Source organism: Micromonospora sp. U56 (assembly GCF_018070095.1).
In the GTDB taxonomy this organism is placed as follows: Bacteria; Actinomycetota; Actinomycetes; order Mycobacteriales; family Micromonosporaceae; genus Micromonospora; species Micromonospora purpureochromogenes.
Map to the genome: position 1 here is coordinate 1 of NZ_JAGPYL010000020.1, position 16,164 is coordinate 16,164.

Here is a 16,164-nt window from a genome sequence, read left to right on the forward strand (position 1 = left end):
CCAGAGCAGGCCCGCCCCCTCGGCGAGCACCGGGCGGCCGGTGCGGGCCAGCTCGGCCACGGCGATGCAGAGCCGGCGGTTGGCGGAGAGTTCGGCGGCGTACGACTCGGGCAGACCGGCGCCGACGACCAGCGCCCGGGTGCCGGCGGGCAGCGCCTCGTCGCGCAGCGGGTCGACGGTGACCACCTCGGCGCCCGCCGCGCGCAGCAGCTCGGCCGTCTCGGCGTAGCTGTAGCTGCCGCCCGGGCCACCGGCCAGCGCGACCAGCGGCCGGCCCTCGACCGGGGCGGCCGGCGACGGCGACCACGGCTCGACCGTCAGCGCGGGCGCGGAGCGGGCCAGCGCGAGCAGCCGGTCCAGCTCGACGGTGCCGGCCACCGCCTCGCCGAGGCGCCGCACCGCGCGGGTCGCCTCGGCGTCGCCGCCGACCACCGGCAGCACGCCGTGCCGCCGGGCGGGCAGCACCGGGGGCAGCTCGTGCCGGCGCAGCGCGCCGTAGACGGGGACGTCGACGTCGTCGAGCGCCTGCCGCAGCATCGCCTCGTGACGGGGGGACGCGACCTGGGTGAGGATCACCCCGCCCAGCCAGAGCTGATCGTCGTAGGAGCGGAAGCCGTGCACCAGGGCGGCCACCGACTGCCCCATCGCCGCCACGTCCACCACCAGCACGACCGGGCTGCGCAGGGCGGTGGCCACGGCGGCCGTGGACTCCGCGTCGGGGCGCCCGGCGACCGAGTCGTACAGCCCCATGGTGCCCTGCACCACGGCCAGCTCGGCGCCGGCCGCGCCGTGCGCGAAGAGCGGACCGAGCCGGTCCGCGCCGACCAGCCTCGCGTCGAGGGTGCGCCCGGGTCGACCGGCGGCGAGGCCGAGGTACGCGGCGTCGACGTGGTCCGGGCCGACCTTGAAGCCGGCGACGTCCAGGCCCCGTTCGGCGAGGGCGGCGAGCAGCCCGATGGCCAGCGCGTTGGTGCCGTGTCCGGAGGACGGCGCGCTGAGCACGAGGCGCGGCACGGCGGTCATCATCGACTCCTCGCGGGCGACGGGTGGTGGCAGGCGGACGACCGGGAAGATCTCCGACCGGAGATCCGCTCGCGTGACCATACCCGCCCAGACCGACACGTGGCGGCCGACGACCGGTCGCGCACCGGGCCGTCGCGGTCGGTGGTCCCGGTCATACGGGTAGCCTCGTGGCGTGTACCGGTTCCTGCTGACCCCACGCTGGCTGGGCATCCTCGCGCTGACCCTGGTCGCTGCCGCGGTGATGGTGCTGCTCGGCAACTGGCAGCTGGACCGCTACGAGCAGCGCACGGCGGTCAACCAGCGCATCGACGCCGGTAGCCGGGGCACCCCCGCGCCGCTGCGTGACGCGCTGCCCGCACCCACCGGCGGGGCGGGCTCGGTCGGCCCGGCCCCCGCCGAGCGGGTCGAGTGGAGCCGGGTCACCGCCACCGGCCGGTACGACGCCGCGAACGTGGTCCTGATCCGTGGCCGGACGGTCGACAGCAAGGTCGGATTCGAGGTGCTCGCCCCGCTGGTGCTGACCGACGGCACGGCCGTACTGGTCGACCGGGGCTGGGTCCCGCCCGCGCCGGGCGGCGCGATGGCCATGCCGCAGGTGCCCGCCCTGCCCACCGGCGAGGTGACGGTGGTGGGCCGGGTGCACCCCACCGAGACCGGCGGGGCCGGCGTGGACCGGCGCGACGGCCGGCTGGAGACCCGCCGGGTCACCGTCGACAAGATCGCCCGCGAGCTGCCGTACCCGGTGCACGGGGCGTACCTGCTGCTGGACGAGCAGACCCCGGCGAACGACCCGGCGTTCCGCGCGGTACCCATCGGGCACGCCAACAACTGGCAGAACTTCGGCTACGTGATCCAGTGGTGGCTCTTCGCCGCGATGTCGCTCTTCGGCTACGGCTGGGTCGCCCGCCGGGAGGCCCGGCGGGCGGCGGGGCTGGACGCGCCGAAGAAGCCGGTCGACCGGGCAGCGGAACCCGCCACCCCGGCCTGACGGCGCGATCGCCGGTCTCCTCGGCCCGAGGAAACCGGACACTCGGGCGGGCCACTGGACAGCGGAGGACGTTGTAGTGTCCGCCCGTGATCAACGAGCCGGCGACCCCTGATCCCACCACCGCCCCGTCGGAGCCGGCGACGGCGGCGTACCCGGCCTACGACCCGTGGAGCGCCATGCCGCCCTCGGACACCGCGCCGGTCACCGCCCAGTTCTCCGCGGCGCCGGCGCCGCACATCGCACCCACCGCGCAGTTCCCCGCGCCGTACCCCGCCGGCTCGACCGCGCCGTACCCTGCCGGCCCGACCCCGCCGTACGCCATGCCGCCGGCGGGACCGGTCGGACACGTACCCCCGCAGTCGCCGCCGACCGCGCACCTGCCCGTGGCGTACTCCGCGCCGCCCGCGACGGCGCAGTTCTCCGCGCCGCCGGCCCACTTCTCGGCGCCGCCGGCGCCGTTCCCGGTGCCGGCCCAGTTCTCCGCGCCGCCCGCCCGGCCGGGGCCGCATCCGCCGGTGCCCGCGCCGGCGCTGCTGCCCGCCGGTTATCCGCCGGCTCGACCGGACGTGGTGGCGGTGCAGATCGGCGAGATCGTGGTCAGCCCGCCGGTGATCCGGACGCCGGCCGGGGTGCTGCCGCTGGCCGGCGCCTACTGGCAGGTGGCGGACTTCTGGCAGAAGGAGGAGAAGATCGCCACCTGGGCGCTGGTCTGCGCCATCGTGGGCTTCTTCTGCCTGACCTTCTTCAGCCTGTTCTTCCTGCTGATCAAGGAGACCCGCCAGCACGGCACGGTCCAGGTGACGGTCGTCAACGGCGCCCACCAGTACGTGGCCCGGATCCCGGTGCTGGACCAGGGCCAGGTGCAGCACATCAACAACCAGGTGAACTACGCCCGGTCGCTGTCGACGTTCTGATCCCGGCGGCGGCGCGGGTCAGCCGCCGGCCCGCCCGGCGTGGATCGCCCGCACCATGTCGATGGTGTCCGCCTCCGCGGCGGCCTTGTCCTCGCGGTAGCGCACCACCCGGGCGAAGCGCAGCGCCATCCCGCCCGGGTATCGGGAACTGGTCTGCACCCCGTCGAAGGCGATCTCGACCACCTGCTCGGGGCGGACCCGAACGACCCAGTCGCCGCGCTCGACCGCCAGCGACAGGAACCGCTCGGTCTGCCAGCGCAGCAGCTCGTCGGTGAGGCCCTTGAACGTCTTGCCGAGCATCACGAAGTCGCCGGTGCGCGGATCCCGCGCGCCGAGGTGCAGGTTGGAGAGCCAACCCTGCCGCCGGCCGCTGCCCCACTCCACCGCCAGCACCACCAGGTCGAGGGTGTGCCGGGGCTTGACCTTCACCCAGGCCGCGCCGCGCCGGCCCGCGTCGTAGGGCGCGTCCGGCGCCTTCACCACGACGCCCTCCTGGCCGGCGTCGACGGCGGCGGCGAAGGCCACCCCGGCCCGCTCGGCGTCCTCCACCTCCATCCGCCCGACCAGCAGCGACTCGTCGACCGCGCCGGCCAGCGCCGCCCACCGCTCCCGGCCGGGCCGGTCGATCAGATCCTCGCCATCGATGTGCAGCAGGTCGAAGAAGTACGGCGTCAGCACCGTCTCGCCAGTCGTCTCGGCGGCGGCGAGCACCGCCGGGGCGACCGGAGCGCCGCCGGTGGTGCTCGGCGTGGTGCGGCGTGCGGCCCGACTGGAGGTCTGCTGGAACGGCAGCGGACGACCGGTGGCGTCCAGCCCGATGGCCTCGCCGTCGAGCACCAGCTCGCGGGCGGGGAGCGCGCGCACGGCGGCGACCACCTCCGGGACCCGGGTGGTGCACTCGTCGAGGCTGCGGGTGAAGACGGCGATGTCGTCGCCGGAGCGGTGCACCTGGATCCGGATGCCATCGAGCTTGACGTCCACCACCGCCGGTACGCCGGTGGCGGCGAGCGCCGCGTCGACCGACGGGGCGCTCGACGCCAGCATCGGGGCGAGCGGTCGGCCGACCTGGAGCCCGAACCCGGCCAGCGCGGCGGCGCCCCCGGAGAGCGCGGCGACCGCCACCGCGCGCAGGTCACCGGCGAGCAGCAGGGCCCGGCGGACGGCGGCGACCGGCACCTCGGCGGCCCGGGCGATGGCGTCGGCGAGCAGCCCCGCCTGGGCACCCTGGCGCAGCTCCCCGCTGAACAGCCCGACCAGCAGCCGCTGCTCGTCGGCGGTCGCGGCGGCGAAGAGCGCGCCCAGCAGCTCCCGCCGGCGGGCCTGCGAGCCGGGGCCGCTGACCGCCGCGATCCGGTCGACCGCCGCGTCCACCGCGGCCACGGTCAGGGACGGCTCGGCGGCCGGTGCCGGCAGGTCGCGCAGGGCGGCCCAGCCGACGCCGGTCTGCCGCTGGCGCAGCTCGCCGGCGAGGTAGCCGGAGCCGGCCGGCACCTCGACCGGGTCGAGCGCCCGCAGCGCGGCGGCGAGCAGCTCCACCTTGGCCCGCCGGCCGCTGGTGGCGCCGACCGCCGCGGAGGTGGCTGCCAGGGCGAGGAACCGCACGGCCTCATCCTGCCAGCCACCCCCGACACCACCCGGGCATTGCCGTGCCCGGGTGGTCCTGACGGGCGGCGCGGGGCAGCGGCTGTCGGGAAGCCCCGGGGCGAGCGAGGCGGAGTCCAGCCGGCGCGAGGTGTCCCGACAGCCGCTCAGGCGGAGACGGGCTCCTCGATGCGCAGGCCCCGGGCCCGCACCTCGTCGGCGACCCGGGAGAGGACGCCGTCGAGGGCGACCAGCGCGGCCGAGAGCTCGCCGAGCTGTTCCTTGAGCGTGTCCTCGGGCCACGCGGAGACGTCGACGTCCCCCAGAGCACTCACGGCGGCTTCGAGCCGCGCCATCACGTCGTTCGTACGCATGTTCGAAAGGCTATAACAGCCCCGCGCCCGACACACCGCAAACTCCGACATCGGCCCCGAAGTTACGGCTCCGTCACCTAACCGACCTGGCGCCCCGCCTCGGCCACCTTGGCCAGCAGCAGCGCCTCGGCCAGGCAGACCCGCGCGAACTCGCCCAGGTGCAGGCTCTCGTTCGGGCCGTGCGCCCGGGCGTGCGGGTCCTCCACGCCGGTGACCAGGATCGCGGCCTGCGGGAACATCTCCTGGAAGGTGGCGATGAACGGGATGGAGCCGCCGACGCCGATGTCCACCGGGTCGGTGCCGTCCCAGGCGGTGCGGAAGGCGCCCCGGGCGGCGTCGAACATCGGCCCGGAGGCGTCGATGACGCAGGGGTCGCCGTCGTGCTCGAAGGTGACCGTCACCCGGGCGCCCCACGGCGCGTGCTTCTCCAGGTGGGCGCGGAGCGTGTCGTACGCCCGCTTCGGGTCGTCACCCGGCGCCAGCCGGACGCTCAGCTTGGCCTTGGCCGACGGGACCAGCGCGTTCGGCGCCTCGCCGGTGGCCGGGGCGTCGATGCCGAGCACCGCCAGCGCGGGCTTGGTCCAGAGCCGGTCGGTGATCCGGCCGGTGCCGAAGAGCGCCGCCCCCTCGACCAGCCCGGCCTCGGCGCGGAACCGGTCCTCCGGGTAGTCGACGCTGGCGCCCTCCCGCCCGACGAGGCCCTCGACGGCCACGTCACCGGCGTCGTCGTGCAGGGTGGCCAGCAGCCGGACCAGCGCGGTCAGCGCGTCCGGCACCGCGCCGCCGAACATGCCGCTGTGCACCGCGTGGTCGAGGGTGCGCACCTCGACGAAGCAGTTGACGATGCCGCGCAACGAGGTGGTCAGCGCCGGCACGCCGACGTCCCAGTTGGTGGAGTCGGCGATCACGATCACGTCGGAGGCGATCTCGTCGCGGTGCTCGGCGAGCAGCCGCTCCAGGGAGTCGGAGCCGTACTCCTCCTCGCCCTCGATGAAGAGGACCACGCCGACCGGGAGCTGGTCGCCGAAGGAGCGCAGCGCCGCGACGTGCGCCATGATGCCGGCCTTGTCGTCGGCGGCGCCCCGGCCGTAGAGGCGGCCGTCCCGCTCGACCGGCTCGAACGGGTCGGACTCCCAGAGCGACAGGTCGCCGACCGGCTGCACGTCGTGGTGGGCGTACAGCATGACGGTGGGCGCCCCGGGCGGCGCCGGCTTCGTCCCGATCACCGCCGGCCGGCCGCCGGAGCGCACGATCCGGGTGTCGAGGCCGCAGCCGCGCAGCAGCTCCGCGACGGCCTCGGCGGAACGCTCCACGTGCGAGTGGTCGAAGCCCTCGAAGGCGATGCCGGGGATGCGGACGAGTCGTTCCAGATCGGCACGGACACCGGGCAGTTCACGCTCGACGGCGGCCCGCACCTCGGACTCGGACATGATCGGTGTGGTCATGACCGGCATCGTATGCCGGCCTTACCTCGGCGCACCTCGCGAGGCCGCATCGCCGCAGCTGGCGGGGTGGCGCACGAGGTAGCGCGCGGCGTCGTGCGGCAGCGCCGGCGCCCCGTCGACCACCAGGTCCGCGTGCGCTGCCGTGCGGTCGGCGGCGAAGTGCGCCCGCTCCCCGGCGTGCCAGCGACGCAGCTCCGGCAGGATCTGCGGGCCGTCGCGGTTTAGCGCCCGGGCCCGCCGCAGCGGCGCCGGGGCGGTGACGAACACCGCGAGGCTCAGCTCGGGGCGGATCGCCGCCCGCGCCGCGCTCACCCCCTCCACCAGCAGCACCGGCGCGACCGGCACCGGCACCGCCCGGGGCAGGAAGCCCCGCCGCACCCAGCTGTAGCGCTGGTACGCCCCGGGCCGCCCGGCCCGCAGCGGCGCCAGCACCCGCTCCTCCAGCCGCGACCAGAAGGTGAACTGGTCGTCCCACCCGTCGAGCAGGTCGTCGGTGTGCACCACCGGTGGCCGCTCGCCGCCGGGCAGCGCGGCGAGGGCGTCCGCGAGCCGCGCGGCGAACACGCTCTTGCCCGCGCCGCTCGGCCCGTCGACCGCCACCAGTCGGGTACGCCCCAGCCGCGCCGGCCGGGCCAGCACCCGGCGGGCCAACGCCGCGTACGCCTCCACCACCGCCACCCGCGGCCGGCCGGGCTCCTCACCGGCGCCCTCCCGATCTCCGCGCGGCCGGCCGGGCTCCTCACCGGCGCCCTCCCGATCTCCTGTCACCCGGCCGACGCTAGCGCCGCCTGGAGCCGCGCGGACCCCCGGCCCGGTGGCCGTCTGCCCTGGTCGCGCCGGGTAATCGCGGTGTTGTCCCCCGTGAGCCTGGTTCCGTCTTCCGCCCGGCCGTTTCGCCCGGCGGTCGCTTCGGGTGAGCGGCATGATCTGGATGTGCTGCATGACGTGATGAGTCCGGGCGTGGACGCCCTGCTGGAACAGGCCCGTGCCGGGCTGCGCCGGCTGAGTCCGCAGGAGACGGTCGAGGCGGTGCGGGCCGGCGCCCTGCTGGTCGACACCCGTACCGAGTCGCAGCGCCGCGAGCAGGGCGAGCTGCCCGGCGCGGTCGTCATCGACCGGACGGTGCTGGAGTGGCGGCTGGACCCGGCGAGCGAGTGGCGCATCCCCGAGGCGACCGGGTACGACCGGGAGATCGTCGTGGTGTGCCGGCAGGGCTACGCATCCAGCCTCGCCGCGGCGAGTCTGCAGGCGCTGGGGCTGCGCAACGCGACCGACATGATCGGCGGGGTGCAGGCGTGGCGGGAGGCGGGGCTACCGTTCTCCGAGGAGCCCGCCGACATCCGCCCCTGATCGGGCCGCGCCAGCCGGGCCGGGCCGCGCCAGCCGGGCCGGGCCGCGCCAGCCGGGCCGGGCCGCGCCAGCTCAGCGATGTCGGCGAGGTTGCGGTATCCCAGCGAAGGGGATATCACCACATCCCGTAACCGGTGTCGATCAGGCGGCGGCGCGGCCGGTTCCCGGGCCGGTCAGGTCGTTGGCGGGGCCCCGGGCGGGATGAACGGCAGGTCGGCCGGCGCGCCGGTCTCGACCAGCCGCCACAGCGCGTCGGTGTCGAGGTGTTCCTCGACGAGGTCCCCGAGCAGGTCGAGCGAGCGCTCGCGGGCGGCGGCGAAGGCCATGTCCGGCGCCACCTGGAAACCGTGCCGCCCGGCCGTCCGGGCCACCTCGGTGAGGAACCGGCGGCGGAACTCGTCGGACTCGAACGCGCCGTGCCAGTGGGTGCCGTACACCGCGCCGAGCCGCGCACCCTCGCCGTCGCCGTCGGCGTACGTCAGGAGCGGGGGCAGACCCGGGTCGGCGGTCGAGACGTACCCGTGGTGGATCTCGTAGCCGCGCACCGGGACGCCACCGGCGGCGGTGCCCACCGCCTGCCGGACGGTCTTGCGCGGGTCGAAGGTGATCTCGACGGGGAGCAGGCCCAGCCCGGGGACGCTGCCCCGACGGCTCTCCACCGGGTCGTGGATGGCCCGGCCGAGCATCTGGAAGCCGCCGCAGATGCCGAGCAGCGGCCGGCCGGCGGCGGCGTGCGCGGTGACGGCGTCGGCGAGGCCGGTCTCGCGCAGCCAGGCCAGGTCGGCGACGGTGGACTTGGAGCCGGGCAGCACGATCAGGTCGGCGGCGGCCAGTTCGGCGGGCTCGACGGTCAGCCGGACCCGCACGCCCGGCTCGGTGGCGAGCGCCTCGACGTCGGTGGCGTTGCTGATCCGGGGCAGCCGGACCACGGCGACGTCCAGCCAGTCGGTGCCGCGTGGCGCGGCCGGCCGGCCGAGCACCCGCCCGTACGCGAGGGAATCCTCGGCGTCGAGCCAGAGGTCGAGGTGCCAGGGCAGCACCCCGTACGTCGGGCGGCCGGTGACCCCCCGCAGCATGTCCAGCCCCGGCTGGAGCAGCCCCAGGTCGCCCCGGAACTTGTTGATCACGAAGCCGGCGACCAGCGCCTGGTCGGCCGGGTCGAGCAGGGCGACGGTGCCGAACATCGAGGCGAACACCCCGCCCCGGTCGATGTCGCCGACGACGATGGTGGGCAGGCCGGCGTGCCGGGCCAGGCCCATGTTGACGTAGTCGCCGGCCCGCAGGTTGATCTCGGCCGGGCTGCCCGCGCCCTCGCAGATCACCACGTCGTACGCCTCGCGCAGCTCGGCCAGGGCCGCGTACGCGGTCTCGGCGAGCTTCGGCCGAAGCTCGCGGAAGTTGCCGGCGGTGACGGTGTCGACGGCCTCGCCGAGCAGCACCACCTGGCTGGCCAGGTCGCTGCCGGGCTTGAGCAGCACCGGGTTGAACCGCAGGTCGGGGGCGAGCCCGCAGGCCGCGGCCTGCATCGCCTGGGCGCGGCCGATCTCGCCGCCGCGGCCGTCGGGGCCGACGACCACCGCGGAGTTGTTGGACATGTTCTGCGCCTTGAACGGGGCCACGGCGACCCCCCGGCGGTGCAGCCAGCGGCAGATCCCGGCGGTGAGCACGCTCTTGCCGGCGTCGGAGGTGGTGCCGGCGACCAGCAGCCCGCCGCTCACCGTCCACTCCCCCGGCCGACGGCGCCCAGGCCGCGCAGCCCTCGCCGGCCCACCGCCGCCACCAGGCGCCCACCGGTCAGGGGCCAGGTGGCCGCGATCCCGAGCGCGGCCAGCCCGACGGCGCCGGAGATCCGGGCGGCCCGCCTGAGGTGCCGCGCCTCGGGACGGGGGCCGTCACCGAGGAACGGCCGCACCTCGGAGCGGCCGAAGTACACGTTGCGCCCGCCGAGCCGGACGCCGAGGGCACCGGCCATCGCCGCCTCGCACTGGCCGGCGTTGGGGCTGGGGTGGTCGTCGCGGTCGCGGCGCCAGACCTGCCAGGCGCCGGCCCGGTCGCCGTGGGCGGTCGGGGCGAGGGCGACGGTGAGCAGCCCGGTCAGCCGCGCCGGCACCAGGGTGAGCACGTCGTCGAGGCGGGCGGAGGGGGTGCCGCCGCGGGCGTAGCGGGGCGAGCGGTGGCCGACCATGGCGTCGAGCGTGTTGGCCGCGCGGTAGCCGAGCAGGCCGGGCAGGCCGGCGACCGCTCCCCAGAGCAGCGGGGCGACCACCGCGTCGGAGGTGTTCTCGGCGACCGACTCGACGGTGGCCCGGGCCAGCTCGGACTCGTCGAGCGCGGACGGGTCCCGCCCGCAGAGGTGGCCCAGGCGGCGCCGGGCCGCCGGCAGGTCGCCGCCGCGCAGGGCGGACCCCATCACGTCGGCCTCGTGGCGCAGGGTGCGCCCGCCCAGCACCGTCCAGGTGCCGGCGGCCACGAGCAGACCCCGCAGCACCGGGTGCCGCCGGGTCGCCACGGTGGCGACGGCGCCGAGCAGCACCGGCGCGCCGACGGCGAGCGTGGTGAAGACGGCGCCAGCGGCCCGGTCGGGGCGGTAGACCCGCCGTTCGAGGGCACCGGCCGCGCGGCCGTAGCCGGCCACCGGGTGCCAGCGACCCGGGTCGCCGAGCAGGGAGTCCAGGGCGTACCCCGCCACCAGCCCGGCCGCGTTCGCCACGGCGGTCGCCTGACGCACCTCGCACCACCTCCGGCCGGCCAGCCTAGCCGTACGGCGGGGTGACCGACGCCGCCGTCGCCACCCCGCCCCCGTCCGTACACCCGCGTCGGGCCGCAGCGGCGCCGTCGGCGCGGCTCACCGCTCCGGCCCGCCGGGTCAGGCCGGCACCGGCACCCGGCCGCGCCCGCGCCGACCCCGCCCGGCCGGCGCGACGGCGGTCTCCTCCGGTACGGCGTCCAGCTCGCCCTCCCCGGCGCCCTGTTCGTCGTCCCCCGGCACCGGGGTCAGCTCGTCGCCGGACACCGGAGCGTCGTCGCCCTCCTCGTCGAACGGGTCGGTCAGCTCCGCCAAGTCGGTGCCGGGAACTTCGTGGCTGGCGCGGGGCACGGCGAAGCCGGAGAACTCGAAGTCCTCGTCGAACGGCCGGTCGTCCGGCGCGGCCGGCGCCTGCTCGTGCGGCACCGGCTCGGTCGGCTCGCCCTGCACCCGGCCGGCCGCCTCGGCGTCCTCGACGGTGCTGGTGGCCATGGTCGGCTTGTTGCGCAGGAACCGGCCCCGCCCGCGGGAAAGGTCGTGCCCGACGGCGACCGCCTCCAGCTCGTAGACGGTGCGGTGGTTGCCCGCGTCGTCGGTCCAGTCGCGGGTGTAGAGGCGGCCGGCCACCACCACCGGGTCGCCGACCATCACCGAGGCCGCCACCCCCTCGGCCAGCTTGCGCCAGCAGTTGACCCGGACGCGGGTCCTGTCCAAGTGCCACACGACAGACCCGCCGACCGACATAAAGAGCCCCGGCGGGTGCTGGAACACCCCCGGGGCCGGACGGGAGAGGACCCCGCCATGCCCGAGCTTACCGCCCCCACCGCCTACGTGGCCGCTCCCGCGCGCTCTACCGCCGCGCTCGCCGCCGCCGTCGCCGCCCTGCTGGCCGCCGGCTTCCTCGTGACCACCGCGACCGCCGCCGAGACGGTCGACGCGGACGACCTCCTCGCCGTGGTCGCCGACGACCTCGACGCCGCCCGCGCCGCTGACGCGGTTGTGACCCTGCCCGGCGCGGAAAACCTCGCCGAGCCGGTCATCGCCGCGCTGTACGGCGTGCCGGTCGTGACCCTTGCCGACGCGCTGGCCGGTGCCCGTTGAGCATCGAGGCTGTGTCCTGGGTGCTGAACGACGCCCCCGACGTCCCGCCGCAGTGCCTCGCGGTGTTGATCGGCCTCGCCAACCACGCGCATGCCAACGGCCGCGCCGCGTACCCGAGTCAGGAGCGGTTGGCCCACTACGCCCGCAAGTCCGTCCGGTCCGTTCAGAACGACCTGAAGACCCTCGCGGGCCTCGGCCTGATCCGGCGAGGCGATCAGCGGCACACGGCGTTCCTGCCGGCCGACCGCCGGCCGGTCGTCTACGACCTCGCGATGGAGCGCCGCCGGCCGCTACCCGGCGCGCTTGACCCGTTCGCCGAGCCGCAGTCGGGCCGCCCGAGCGAGGCCCCGCAGCCGGCCGCCGACCGGGGCGAAGCCGACTGCGCCCCGGTATCGGACCGGGGCGAAGCACGCTCCCGAACGGGGCGAAGCGTGCTACCGACCGGGGCGAAGCGTGCTTCGGGGGAACCGTCCTTAACCGTCCAGAACCAAGAGCGCGCCCGCTCGCTTCGCGGCGGCGCTGCGCTCCCAACCGACCCCCGCGCCGGGCAGTGCCCGCGCCATCGGGGAAGCCCTGCCCACAACTGCGGCCCGTGCCGCGCTGAAGCTCTCGGGGGTGCCGCATGACCCGCGCCGAGCGTGCCGAGGGCGCGCTACTGGTCCTGATCCTGCTCGTCGTCGGCGCTGCGGCCGGCTGGGCGAGCTTCACCCACGTCCACGATTGGACGATGCGCAACAGCCCCGCCGGCACGCCGGACGCCTTCGGCTGGGTCAATGCCTGCGTGTCCGAGCTGGTGCCCGTGGCGGCGTTGTTGGAGATCCGGCGACGCCGCCGGGCGGGAGCGCCGACCGGCTACCCCCTCGCCCTGCTGATCGCGGCGGCGTGCCTGTCGCTGGCGGCGCAGCTCGCCGTAGCGAAGCCGGGCCTGTCGGGCGGGTTGCTGTCCGCCGTGCCCGCGCTCGCGTTCATGGCGTTGGTGAAGCTCGTCTTCGCCCGGACGCCGGCCGCCCCGCCCGCACCCAACGGGACGGCCTCCAAGGCGCTGACGGAGCCGACCCCTGCCGGGACCACGCCCGGCCTCTCTGCGGCCGTCTCGGGCCCTGTGGCGACCCCCGCTCCGGTCGCTCTCGTCGCGCCGATCCGCCCGCGCCCGCCCGTCATCCCGCCCGGCGTGCGGACGCTGCCGGTCGTCGCCGCTGTCGGCACCCCGCCGACCGCGCCGGACACGTTGGCGGCACCGCCCGCGACCGCCGACAGGGTGGCGGCGGTGCTGGCCGAGACGCCCGACGCGACGCCCGCTCAGGTCGCCGCCCGCCTGGGCGTGTCCGAGCGCACCGCCCGGCGCTACATGCCTGCCGCCACGGTGCCGCCACGGCGTCGGCGGGCGGCGAAGGTGCCGGCACTGGCGGACGCCTGACCGCACAACGCAGAGCGCCCGCCCCGATCATGGGACGGGCTCTCGTGCGTTGCCGTGTTACTTGAGCAGGAGTGCCAACAAGGCAGTGACCGCCGCGAGCACGGTCGCCAGCCCACCCAGTACGGCCGGGGCCGTCTTCAAGTAGTCGAGGACAATGCTGTGTCGGTCACGTGACCTGTTGTCCGCCTGCTCGTTTGTTGTTACGGTCACGCTGACTCCTTATCTGGACCACTGCTGAACGTCGGAGTCGCCAGCGACGCCCGGGGCCTAGTCCGGGCGTTCGCTGTTTCTCGGCTACTTACACCGATGTAACTCCGTGTGCCGCAGACCATTAGAGCCGACCACGACGGTCAATACACCCCGGCCGTAGAGAGCTACGACCGAAAGGCTGATCCCCCATCCTCCGATCGGTCGCTTGTATCCCTGATCCGCGCTCACAGAGACCGTAAGTTGAGCGCGCACTGACCGCAAACACCCGCGCGGGCGCTGTAGCCCAGGCGGTGGGGCGACATTAAGTCGCCCACAAGCCTCGTTCGGTAGCGTGTGCGGTCCTATGCAGACCAGTGCAGTTGATCTAGCCCTTTGGCCGAGCCGCCGGATCATCCGATCGCCGCGCAAATAATGCGGATTCGGGCACACCTAGCGCTGTACGCGGCCATGAGGGCGAGCAAACTTTCGCCCTCAGGCCCGATCACCTCGTGCAGCATCAAGGCGAGGTTCTGCGACCGCCGCCCGGCGGGGGACTGCTCACGCAAGCGGATACGGGGAGTGTCAGGAGTCGCGCTCTTCGTCGGCGAGCCTCTGCCCGCGCCGCTCGGCGTACGCCCGGACCTCGCCGGCATCCCAGATGCGGCCGACGGTCAGCGTGTCGATCGGCGCGGGGAAGTCCGGCCGGTCGACCAGGATCGCGGCGCGCTGGCGCGAAACGCCCAGGTAGTGAGCGACTTCCGAAAGCGCCATAACTCGCACGGGCGGACCCTCCGGCGACACGGGTAGGCAGCTTGTCACCAGGGGGGTTGACGACTTGTCAACAGTGCGTCAGCGTGGCTGTATGCCCACGCGACGTGCCCACAAACCCGTACCCCTGGCCCCTCGCCACCGCCGGACCTGGCGCTCGCTCTGGCGACGCTGTACGTGCGGCCTCACCGCGCCCTGCCCGGACCGGTTCGCGGCGGTGCCGGTCGAGCCCGTTCCCGCTCCCCGCCGCAACGCCCCGCGCTGGACGGCCCCGACCGCCGAGGTCAACGCCGTCGGCCGCGCAGGCCGGATGACCCCCGCGCAGACCTGGCGCGCGAACGGGGGGCGCTGGTCGTGAACGTCGGCGACACGATCCGCGTCCCCGAGAAGGACTACGCCTTTGGGAGCGGCACGCTCACGATGAAGGTCGAGGAGGTCGTCAGCACGGCGTCAGCCGGCGGCGAGCGCTGGGCCGAGCTGCGGGGCCGCGACGTCCGCCCGGACGGGTCCCTCGCGCCGACCCAGCGGTACGCCTCGGTACGGGTCTCTGCGATAACGGTGGTGTCCGGGTGAAGCACCTTCCGAAGCGGCCCGTATGGCTGTGCCAGCACTGCGGCGAGCCCTGGCCCTGCGCCGACGCGAGAGCGTCCCTCCTGTGGGAGTACCAGGGCAACCGCGCCGCCCTCGGCGTCTACCTGGCGTCTCTGATGACCGAGGCTGCGGACCAGCTCGCCGAGCTGGACAGCGGCACCCCTCCGGCGGACCTGACGGACCGCTTCCTCGGCTGGGTCCGCCCTCGCGGCTGACCCTCTGATCGGCCCGCCCCGGCGGCGCTTCCTCACCACCCGTGGGAGGCGTCCCGGGGCGGGGCTCTTGCGCCGGACGGCGCGGGGAGCGCGGGGAGAGACCGAGGCTAGTGATGGTTTCGCGTGGAAGTGACGCGAACATCTTCACTCCCCATTGGTGTGTTAGGTCTTCTTCTTCTTCTCCTACACAGACAGAAGGAGGAGTGACGTTCTGCGCGTCATTCCACGCGGAACCATCACTACCTGAGGCCGTCGCCGGCCCTCGCCCGCGACCCGTCCTCGTGATCGTGAACAGGTTCGGCCCCGCTGGCCCACTCACCCAGTGAACAGATTCCGCCTCGCTGGCGCATAGGCCCTATGCCACCCACGAACCAAGCCCGTCGGGGCGGCCCCCGCCGCCCGGCGCACGACACAAAGGAGAAGCCGTGGCCGACGCCGAAGGCCGACCACCAACCCCGGCCGCCCGCCTGGCGGCCCTGACCGAACGAAGCTGGCAGCCGCGCCGAGGCAAGGTCGAGCGGCACAGGCTCGACGCCGGGCCCCATGTCGCGTTGCTGCCCCCGGCCACCCTCGCGACCGCCTGGGCGCTGCCGACGCTGACTGAGCGGGCCGAGTGGTACGGCGAGGGGAACGGCTTCCGCCGTCGGCCGCTCGGCTCGACCGCTGAGCCCGCGCCGGTCGACCTGGCGGACGTCGTTGCCGAGCTGCGCGCCGAGCTGGTCGCGCTGCCCGAGCTGGACGACGCACGCGAGCCGTACCAACATCTGCGGCTCTTCGTGGCCGCCGCCGGCCCCGCCCTGGTCGACGACTACCTGACCCGTCTCGCCCGCGCCGTGCGTGCCCAGCTCGGCCGCGTACCGCGCCCAGAGCGCGCCACGCTGACGTCGGAAGAGCGGGCCGCGCGCATCCGCGAGAGTAAGGCCGCCCATCAGCGCCGGGTCCGCGCCGAGGTCCGCGAGGGCGGCCGGGACGACATGGTGACCGCCGCTGGCTGGGTTTCCGCCTGGCGCGAGCAGGTCTCGCCCGGCGCGCACCCCGCGACCGCCGTTTACGGCACGTACGTCGATCGGGTGGCCGACGCCGGCCGCACTCCGGTCGGCCGGAACACGTTCTACCGCATCGCCGACGAGGTGTGTGGTCCGCGCAAGCGCCGAGCCAGGGGCCCGGCGTACGTCGTGTCCCAGGAGGTCGCGCCGATGAACCGCGAACAGCGCAAGGAACTTGCCTCACTCATCGTCGACCGCCTCACCGATGAATGGCGTAGCGCGGCCCTCGACGGCCTGGCCGACCTCTTGGCCGACCGCCAGGGAGAGAAATCCGCGGCGACCCGCCCCGCGATAGAGGGCGCCGCAAACGTCGTCTCTCTCGACGCGCGTCGCGCCCGCCGCGTCGCGTAGCCCCACCAGCTCAGCGCCCCGGCCCGTCGCCCCCTCGGCGGTCCGGGGCGCTGCTGTACCCGTGC

The 16,164-nt window shown here is 75.1% G+C and carries 20 protein-coding genes; 10 read left to right on the forward strand and 10 right to left on the reverse strand.

The features are described 5' to 3' along the window. Positions 1–1,023, reverse strand: a 1,023-nt coding sequence (locus KBX37_RS10010; RefSeq protein ID WP_210775618.1) for a cobyrinate a,c-diamide synthase, incomplete at its 3' end; no start/stop codon positions are given. Positions 1,024–1,195: 172 nt separating this feature from the next. Here KBX37_RS10010 and KBX37_RS10015 point away from each other — a divergent pair. Next, positions 1,196–2,011: an SURF1 family protein gene (locus tag KBX37_RS10015; protein ID WP_307849024.1), complete on the forward strand. Its 816-nt coding sequence runs from the start codon at positions 1,196–1,198 to the stop codon at positions 2,009–2,011. 86 nt (positions 2,012–2,097) lie between these two features. Further along, on the forward strand, positions 2,098–2,925 hold the full coding sequence (locus KBX37_RS10020; protein ID WP_210775619.1) for a hypothetical protein: 828 nt from the start codon (positions 2,098–2,100) through the stop codon (positions 2,923–2,925). An 18-nt stretch (positions 2,926–2,943) separates the two neighbouring features. Here the strand turns inward: KBX37_RS10020 and KBX37_RS10025 are convergent, their stop codons facing one another. The 4 genes from KBX37_RS10025 to KBX37_RS34365 form a co-directional block, all read right to left on the reverse strand. Then, positions 2,944–4,527, reverse strand: coding sequence for an ATP-dependent DNA ligase (locus KBX37_RS10025; RefSeq protein WP_210775620.1), 1,584 nt, complete (start codon positions 4,525–4,527; stop codon positions 2,944–2,946). Positions 4,528–4,673: 146 nt separating this feature from the next. Beyond that, positions 4,674–4,880, reverse strand: coding sequence for a hypothetical protein (locus KBX37_RS10030; RefSeq protein ID WP_088975693.1), 207 nt, complete (start codon positions 4,878–4,880; stop codon positions 4,674–4,676). 77 nt (positions 4,881–4,957) lie between these two features. Further along, positions 4,958–6,310: a dipeptidase gene (locus KBX37_RS10035; RefSeq protein WP_210775688.1), complete on the reverse strand. Its 1,353-nt coding sequence runs from the start codon at positions 6,308–6,310 to the stop codon at positions 4,958–4,960. Between the two features lie 36 nt (positions 6,311–6,346). Continuing rightward, positions 6,347–7,093 carry a uridine kinase gene (locus KBX37_RS34365; protein ID WP_374103715.1) on the reverse strand — a complete coding sequence of 249 codons (747 nt, stop codon included), beginning with the start codon at positions 7,091–7,093 and terminating at the stop codon, positions 6,347–6,349. Positions 7,094–7,273: 180 nt separating this feature from the next. On the opposite strand from KBX37_RS34365, the gene KBX37_RS10045 reads away from it, so the two are divergent. After that, entirely contained in the window at positions 7,274–7,675 is a 402-nt protein-coding gene (locus tag KBX37_RS10045) for a rhodanese-like domain-containing protein (protein ID WP_210775689.1), read from the forward strand. A 173-nt stretch (positions 7,676–7,848) separates the two neighbouring features. On the opposite strand, the gene KBX37_RS10050 is transcribed toward KBX37_RS10045, so the two are convergent. From KBX37_RS10050 to KBX37_RS10060, 3 genes are all read right to left on the reverse strand, one after another. Next, a complete protein-coding gene (locus KBX37_RS10050; protein ID WP_210775621.1) occupies positions 7,849–9,393 on the reverse strand; it encodes a cobyric acid synthase in 1,545 nt (514 codons plus the stop codon). Further along, on the reverse strand, positions 9,390–10,403 hold the full coding sequence (locus tag KBX37_RS10055) for a cobalamin biosynthesis protein (protein ID WP_210775622.1): 1,014 nt from the start codon (positions 10,401–10,403) through the stop codon (positions 9,390–9,392). Before KBX37_RS10055 ends, KBX37_RS10050 begins: the two co-directional genes overlap by 4 nt. Positions 10,404–10,541: 138 nt before the next feature. Then, positions 10,542–11,135: a single-stranded DNA-binding protein gene (locus tag KBX37_RS10060; RefSeq protein ID WP_374103716.1), complete on the reverse strand. Its 594-nt coding sequence runs from the start codon at positions 11,133–11,135 to the stop codon at positions 10,542–10,544. A gap of 87 nt (positions 11,136–11,222) precedes the next feature. Here KBX37_RS10060 and KBX37_RS10065 point away from each other — a divergent pair, with 87 nt between their 5' ends. Genes KBX37_RS10065 through KBX37_RS35940 form a run of 3 tightly spaced genes read left to right on the forward strand, consistent with a single transcriptional unit; the run spans position 11,223 to position 12,939 of the window. Then, positions 11,223–11,522, forward strand: a complete 300-nt coding sequence (locus tag KBX37_RS10065; protein ID WP_210775623.1) for a hypothetical protein — start codon at positions 11,223–11,225, stop codon at positions 11,520–11,522. An 11-nt stretch (positions 11,523–11,533) separates the two neighbouring features. Continuing rightward, the gene (locus KBX37_RS10070) at positions 11,534–12,148 is read left to right on the forward strand and encodes a helix-turn-helix domain-containing protein (RefSeq protein ID WP_210775624.1); all 615 of its coding nucleotides are present in this window, start codon (positions 11,534–11,536) and stop codon (positions 12,146–12,148) included. Beyond that, positions 12,145–12,939 (forward strand): hypothetical protein, encoded by a 795-nt coding sequence (locus KBX37_RS35940; protein WP_374103717.1) that lies wholly within the window; start codon positions 12,145–12,147, stop codon positions 12,937–12,939. Before KBX37_RS10070 ends, KBX37_RS35940 begins: the two co-directional genes overlap by 4 nt. 57 nt (positions 12,940–12,996) lie before the next feature. Here KBX37_RS35940 and KBX37_RS10080 read toward each other — a convergent pair whose 3' ends face one another. Both KBX37_RS10080 and KBX37_RS10085 read right to left on the reverse strand, forming a co-directional pair. Next, positions 12,997–13,149, reverse strand: coding sequence for a hypothetical protein (locus KBX37_RS10080; RefSeq protein ID WP_210775625.1), 153 nt, complete (start codon positions 13,147–13,149; stop codon positions 12,997–12,999). Positions 13,150–13,710: 561 nt separating this feature from the next. Further along, on the reverse strand, positions 13,711–13,908 hold the full coding sequence (locus tag KBX37_RS10085) for a hypothetical protein (protein ID WP_210775626.1): 198 nt from the start codon (positions 13,906–13,908) through the stop codon (positions 13,711–13,713). A gap of 82 nt (positions 13,909–13,990) precedes the next feature. Between KBX37_RS10085 and KBX37_RS10090 the strand changes: the two genes are divergently transcribed. From KBX37_RS10090 to KBX37_RS10105, 4 genes are all read left to right on the forward strand, one after another. Continuing rightward, positions 13,991–14,254: a hypothetical protein gene (locus tag KBX37_RS10090; RefSeq protein ID WP_210775627.1), complete on the forward strand. Its 264-nt coding sequence runs from the start codon at positions 13,991–13,993 to the stop codon at positions 14,252–14,254. Further along, entirely contained in the window at positions 14,251–14,469 is a 219-nt protein-coding gene (locus KBX37_RS10095) for a hypothetical protein (protein ID WP_210775628.1), read from the forward strand. The genes KBX37_RS10090 and KBX37_RS10095 overlap by 4 nt, the downstream gene beginning before the upstream one ends. After that, on the forward strand, positions 14,466–14,702 hold the full coding sequence (locus tag KBX37_RS10100) for a flavin reductase (RefSeq protein WP_210775629.1): 237 nt from the start codon (positions 14,466–14,468) through the stop codon (positions 14,700–14,702). Before KBX37_RS10095 ends, KBX37_RS10100 begins: the two co-directional genes overlap by 4 nt. 425 nt (positions 14,703–15,127) lie before the next feature. Beyond that, the gene (locus tag KBX37_RS10105; RefSeq protein ID WP_210775630.1) at positions 15,128–16,099 is read left to right on the forward strand and encodes a hypothetical protein; all 972 of its coding nucleotides are present in this window, start codon (positions 15,128–15,130) and stop codon (positions 16,097–16,099) included. Positions 16,100–16,164: the final 65 nt, after the last annotated feature.

Coding starts and splice junctions, on each gene's coding strand:
- KBX37_RS10065 (WP_210775623.1), top strand. CDS start 11,223: ATGCCCGAGCTTACCGCCCCCACCGCCTACGTGGCCGCTCCCGCGCGC.
- KBX37_RS10090 (WP_210775627.1), top strand. CDS start 13,991: ATGCCCACGCGACGTGCCCACAAACCCGTACCCCTGGCCCCTCGCCAC.
- KBX37_RS35940 (WP_374103717.1), top strand. CDS start 12,145: ATGACCCGCGCCGAGCGTGCCGAGGGCGCGCTACTGGTCCTGATCCTG.
- KBX37_RS10045 (WP_210775689.1), top strand. CDS start 7,274: ATGAGTCCGGGCGTGGACGCCCTGCTGGAACAGGCCCGTGCCGGGCTG.
- KBX37_RS10035 (WP_210775688.1), bottom strand. CDS start 6,310: ATGTCCGAGTCCGAGGTGCGGGCCGCCGTCGAGCGTGAACTGCCCGGT.
- KBX37_RS10030 (WP_088975693.1), bottom strand. CDS start 4,880: ATGCGTACGAACGACGTGATGGCGCGGCTCGAAGCCGCCGTGAGTGCT.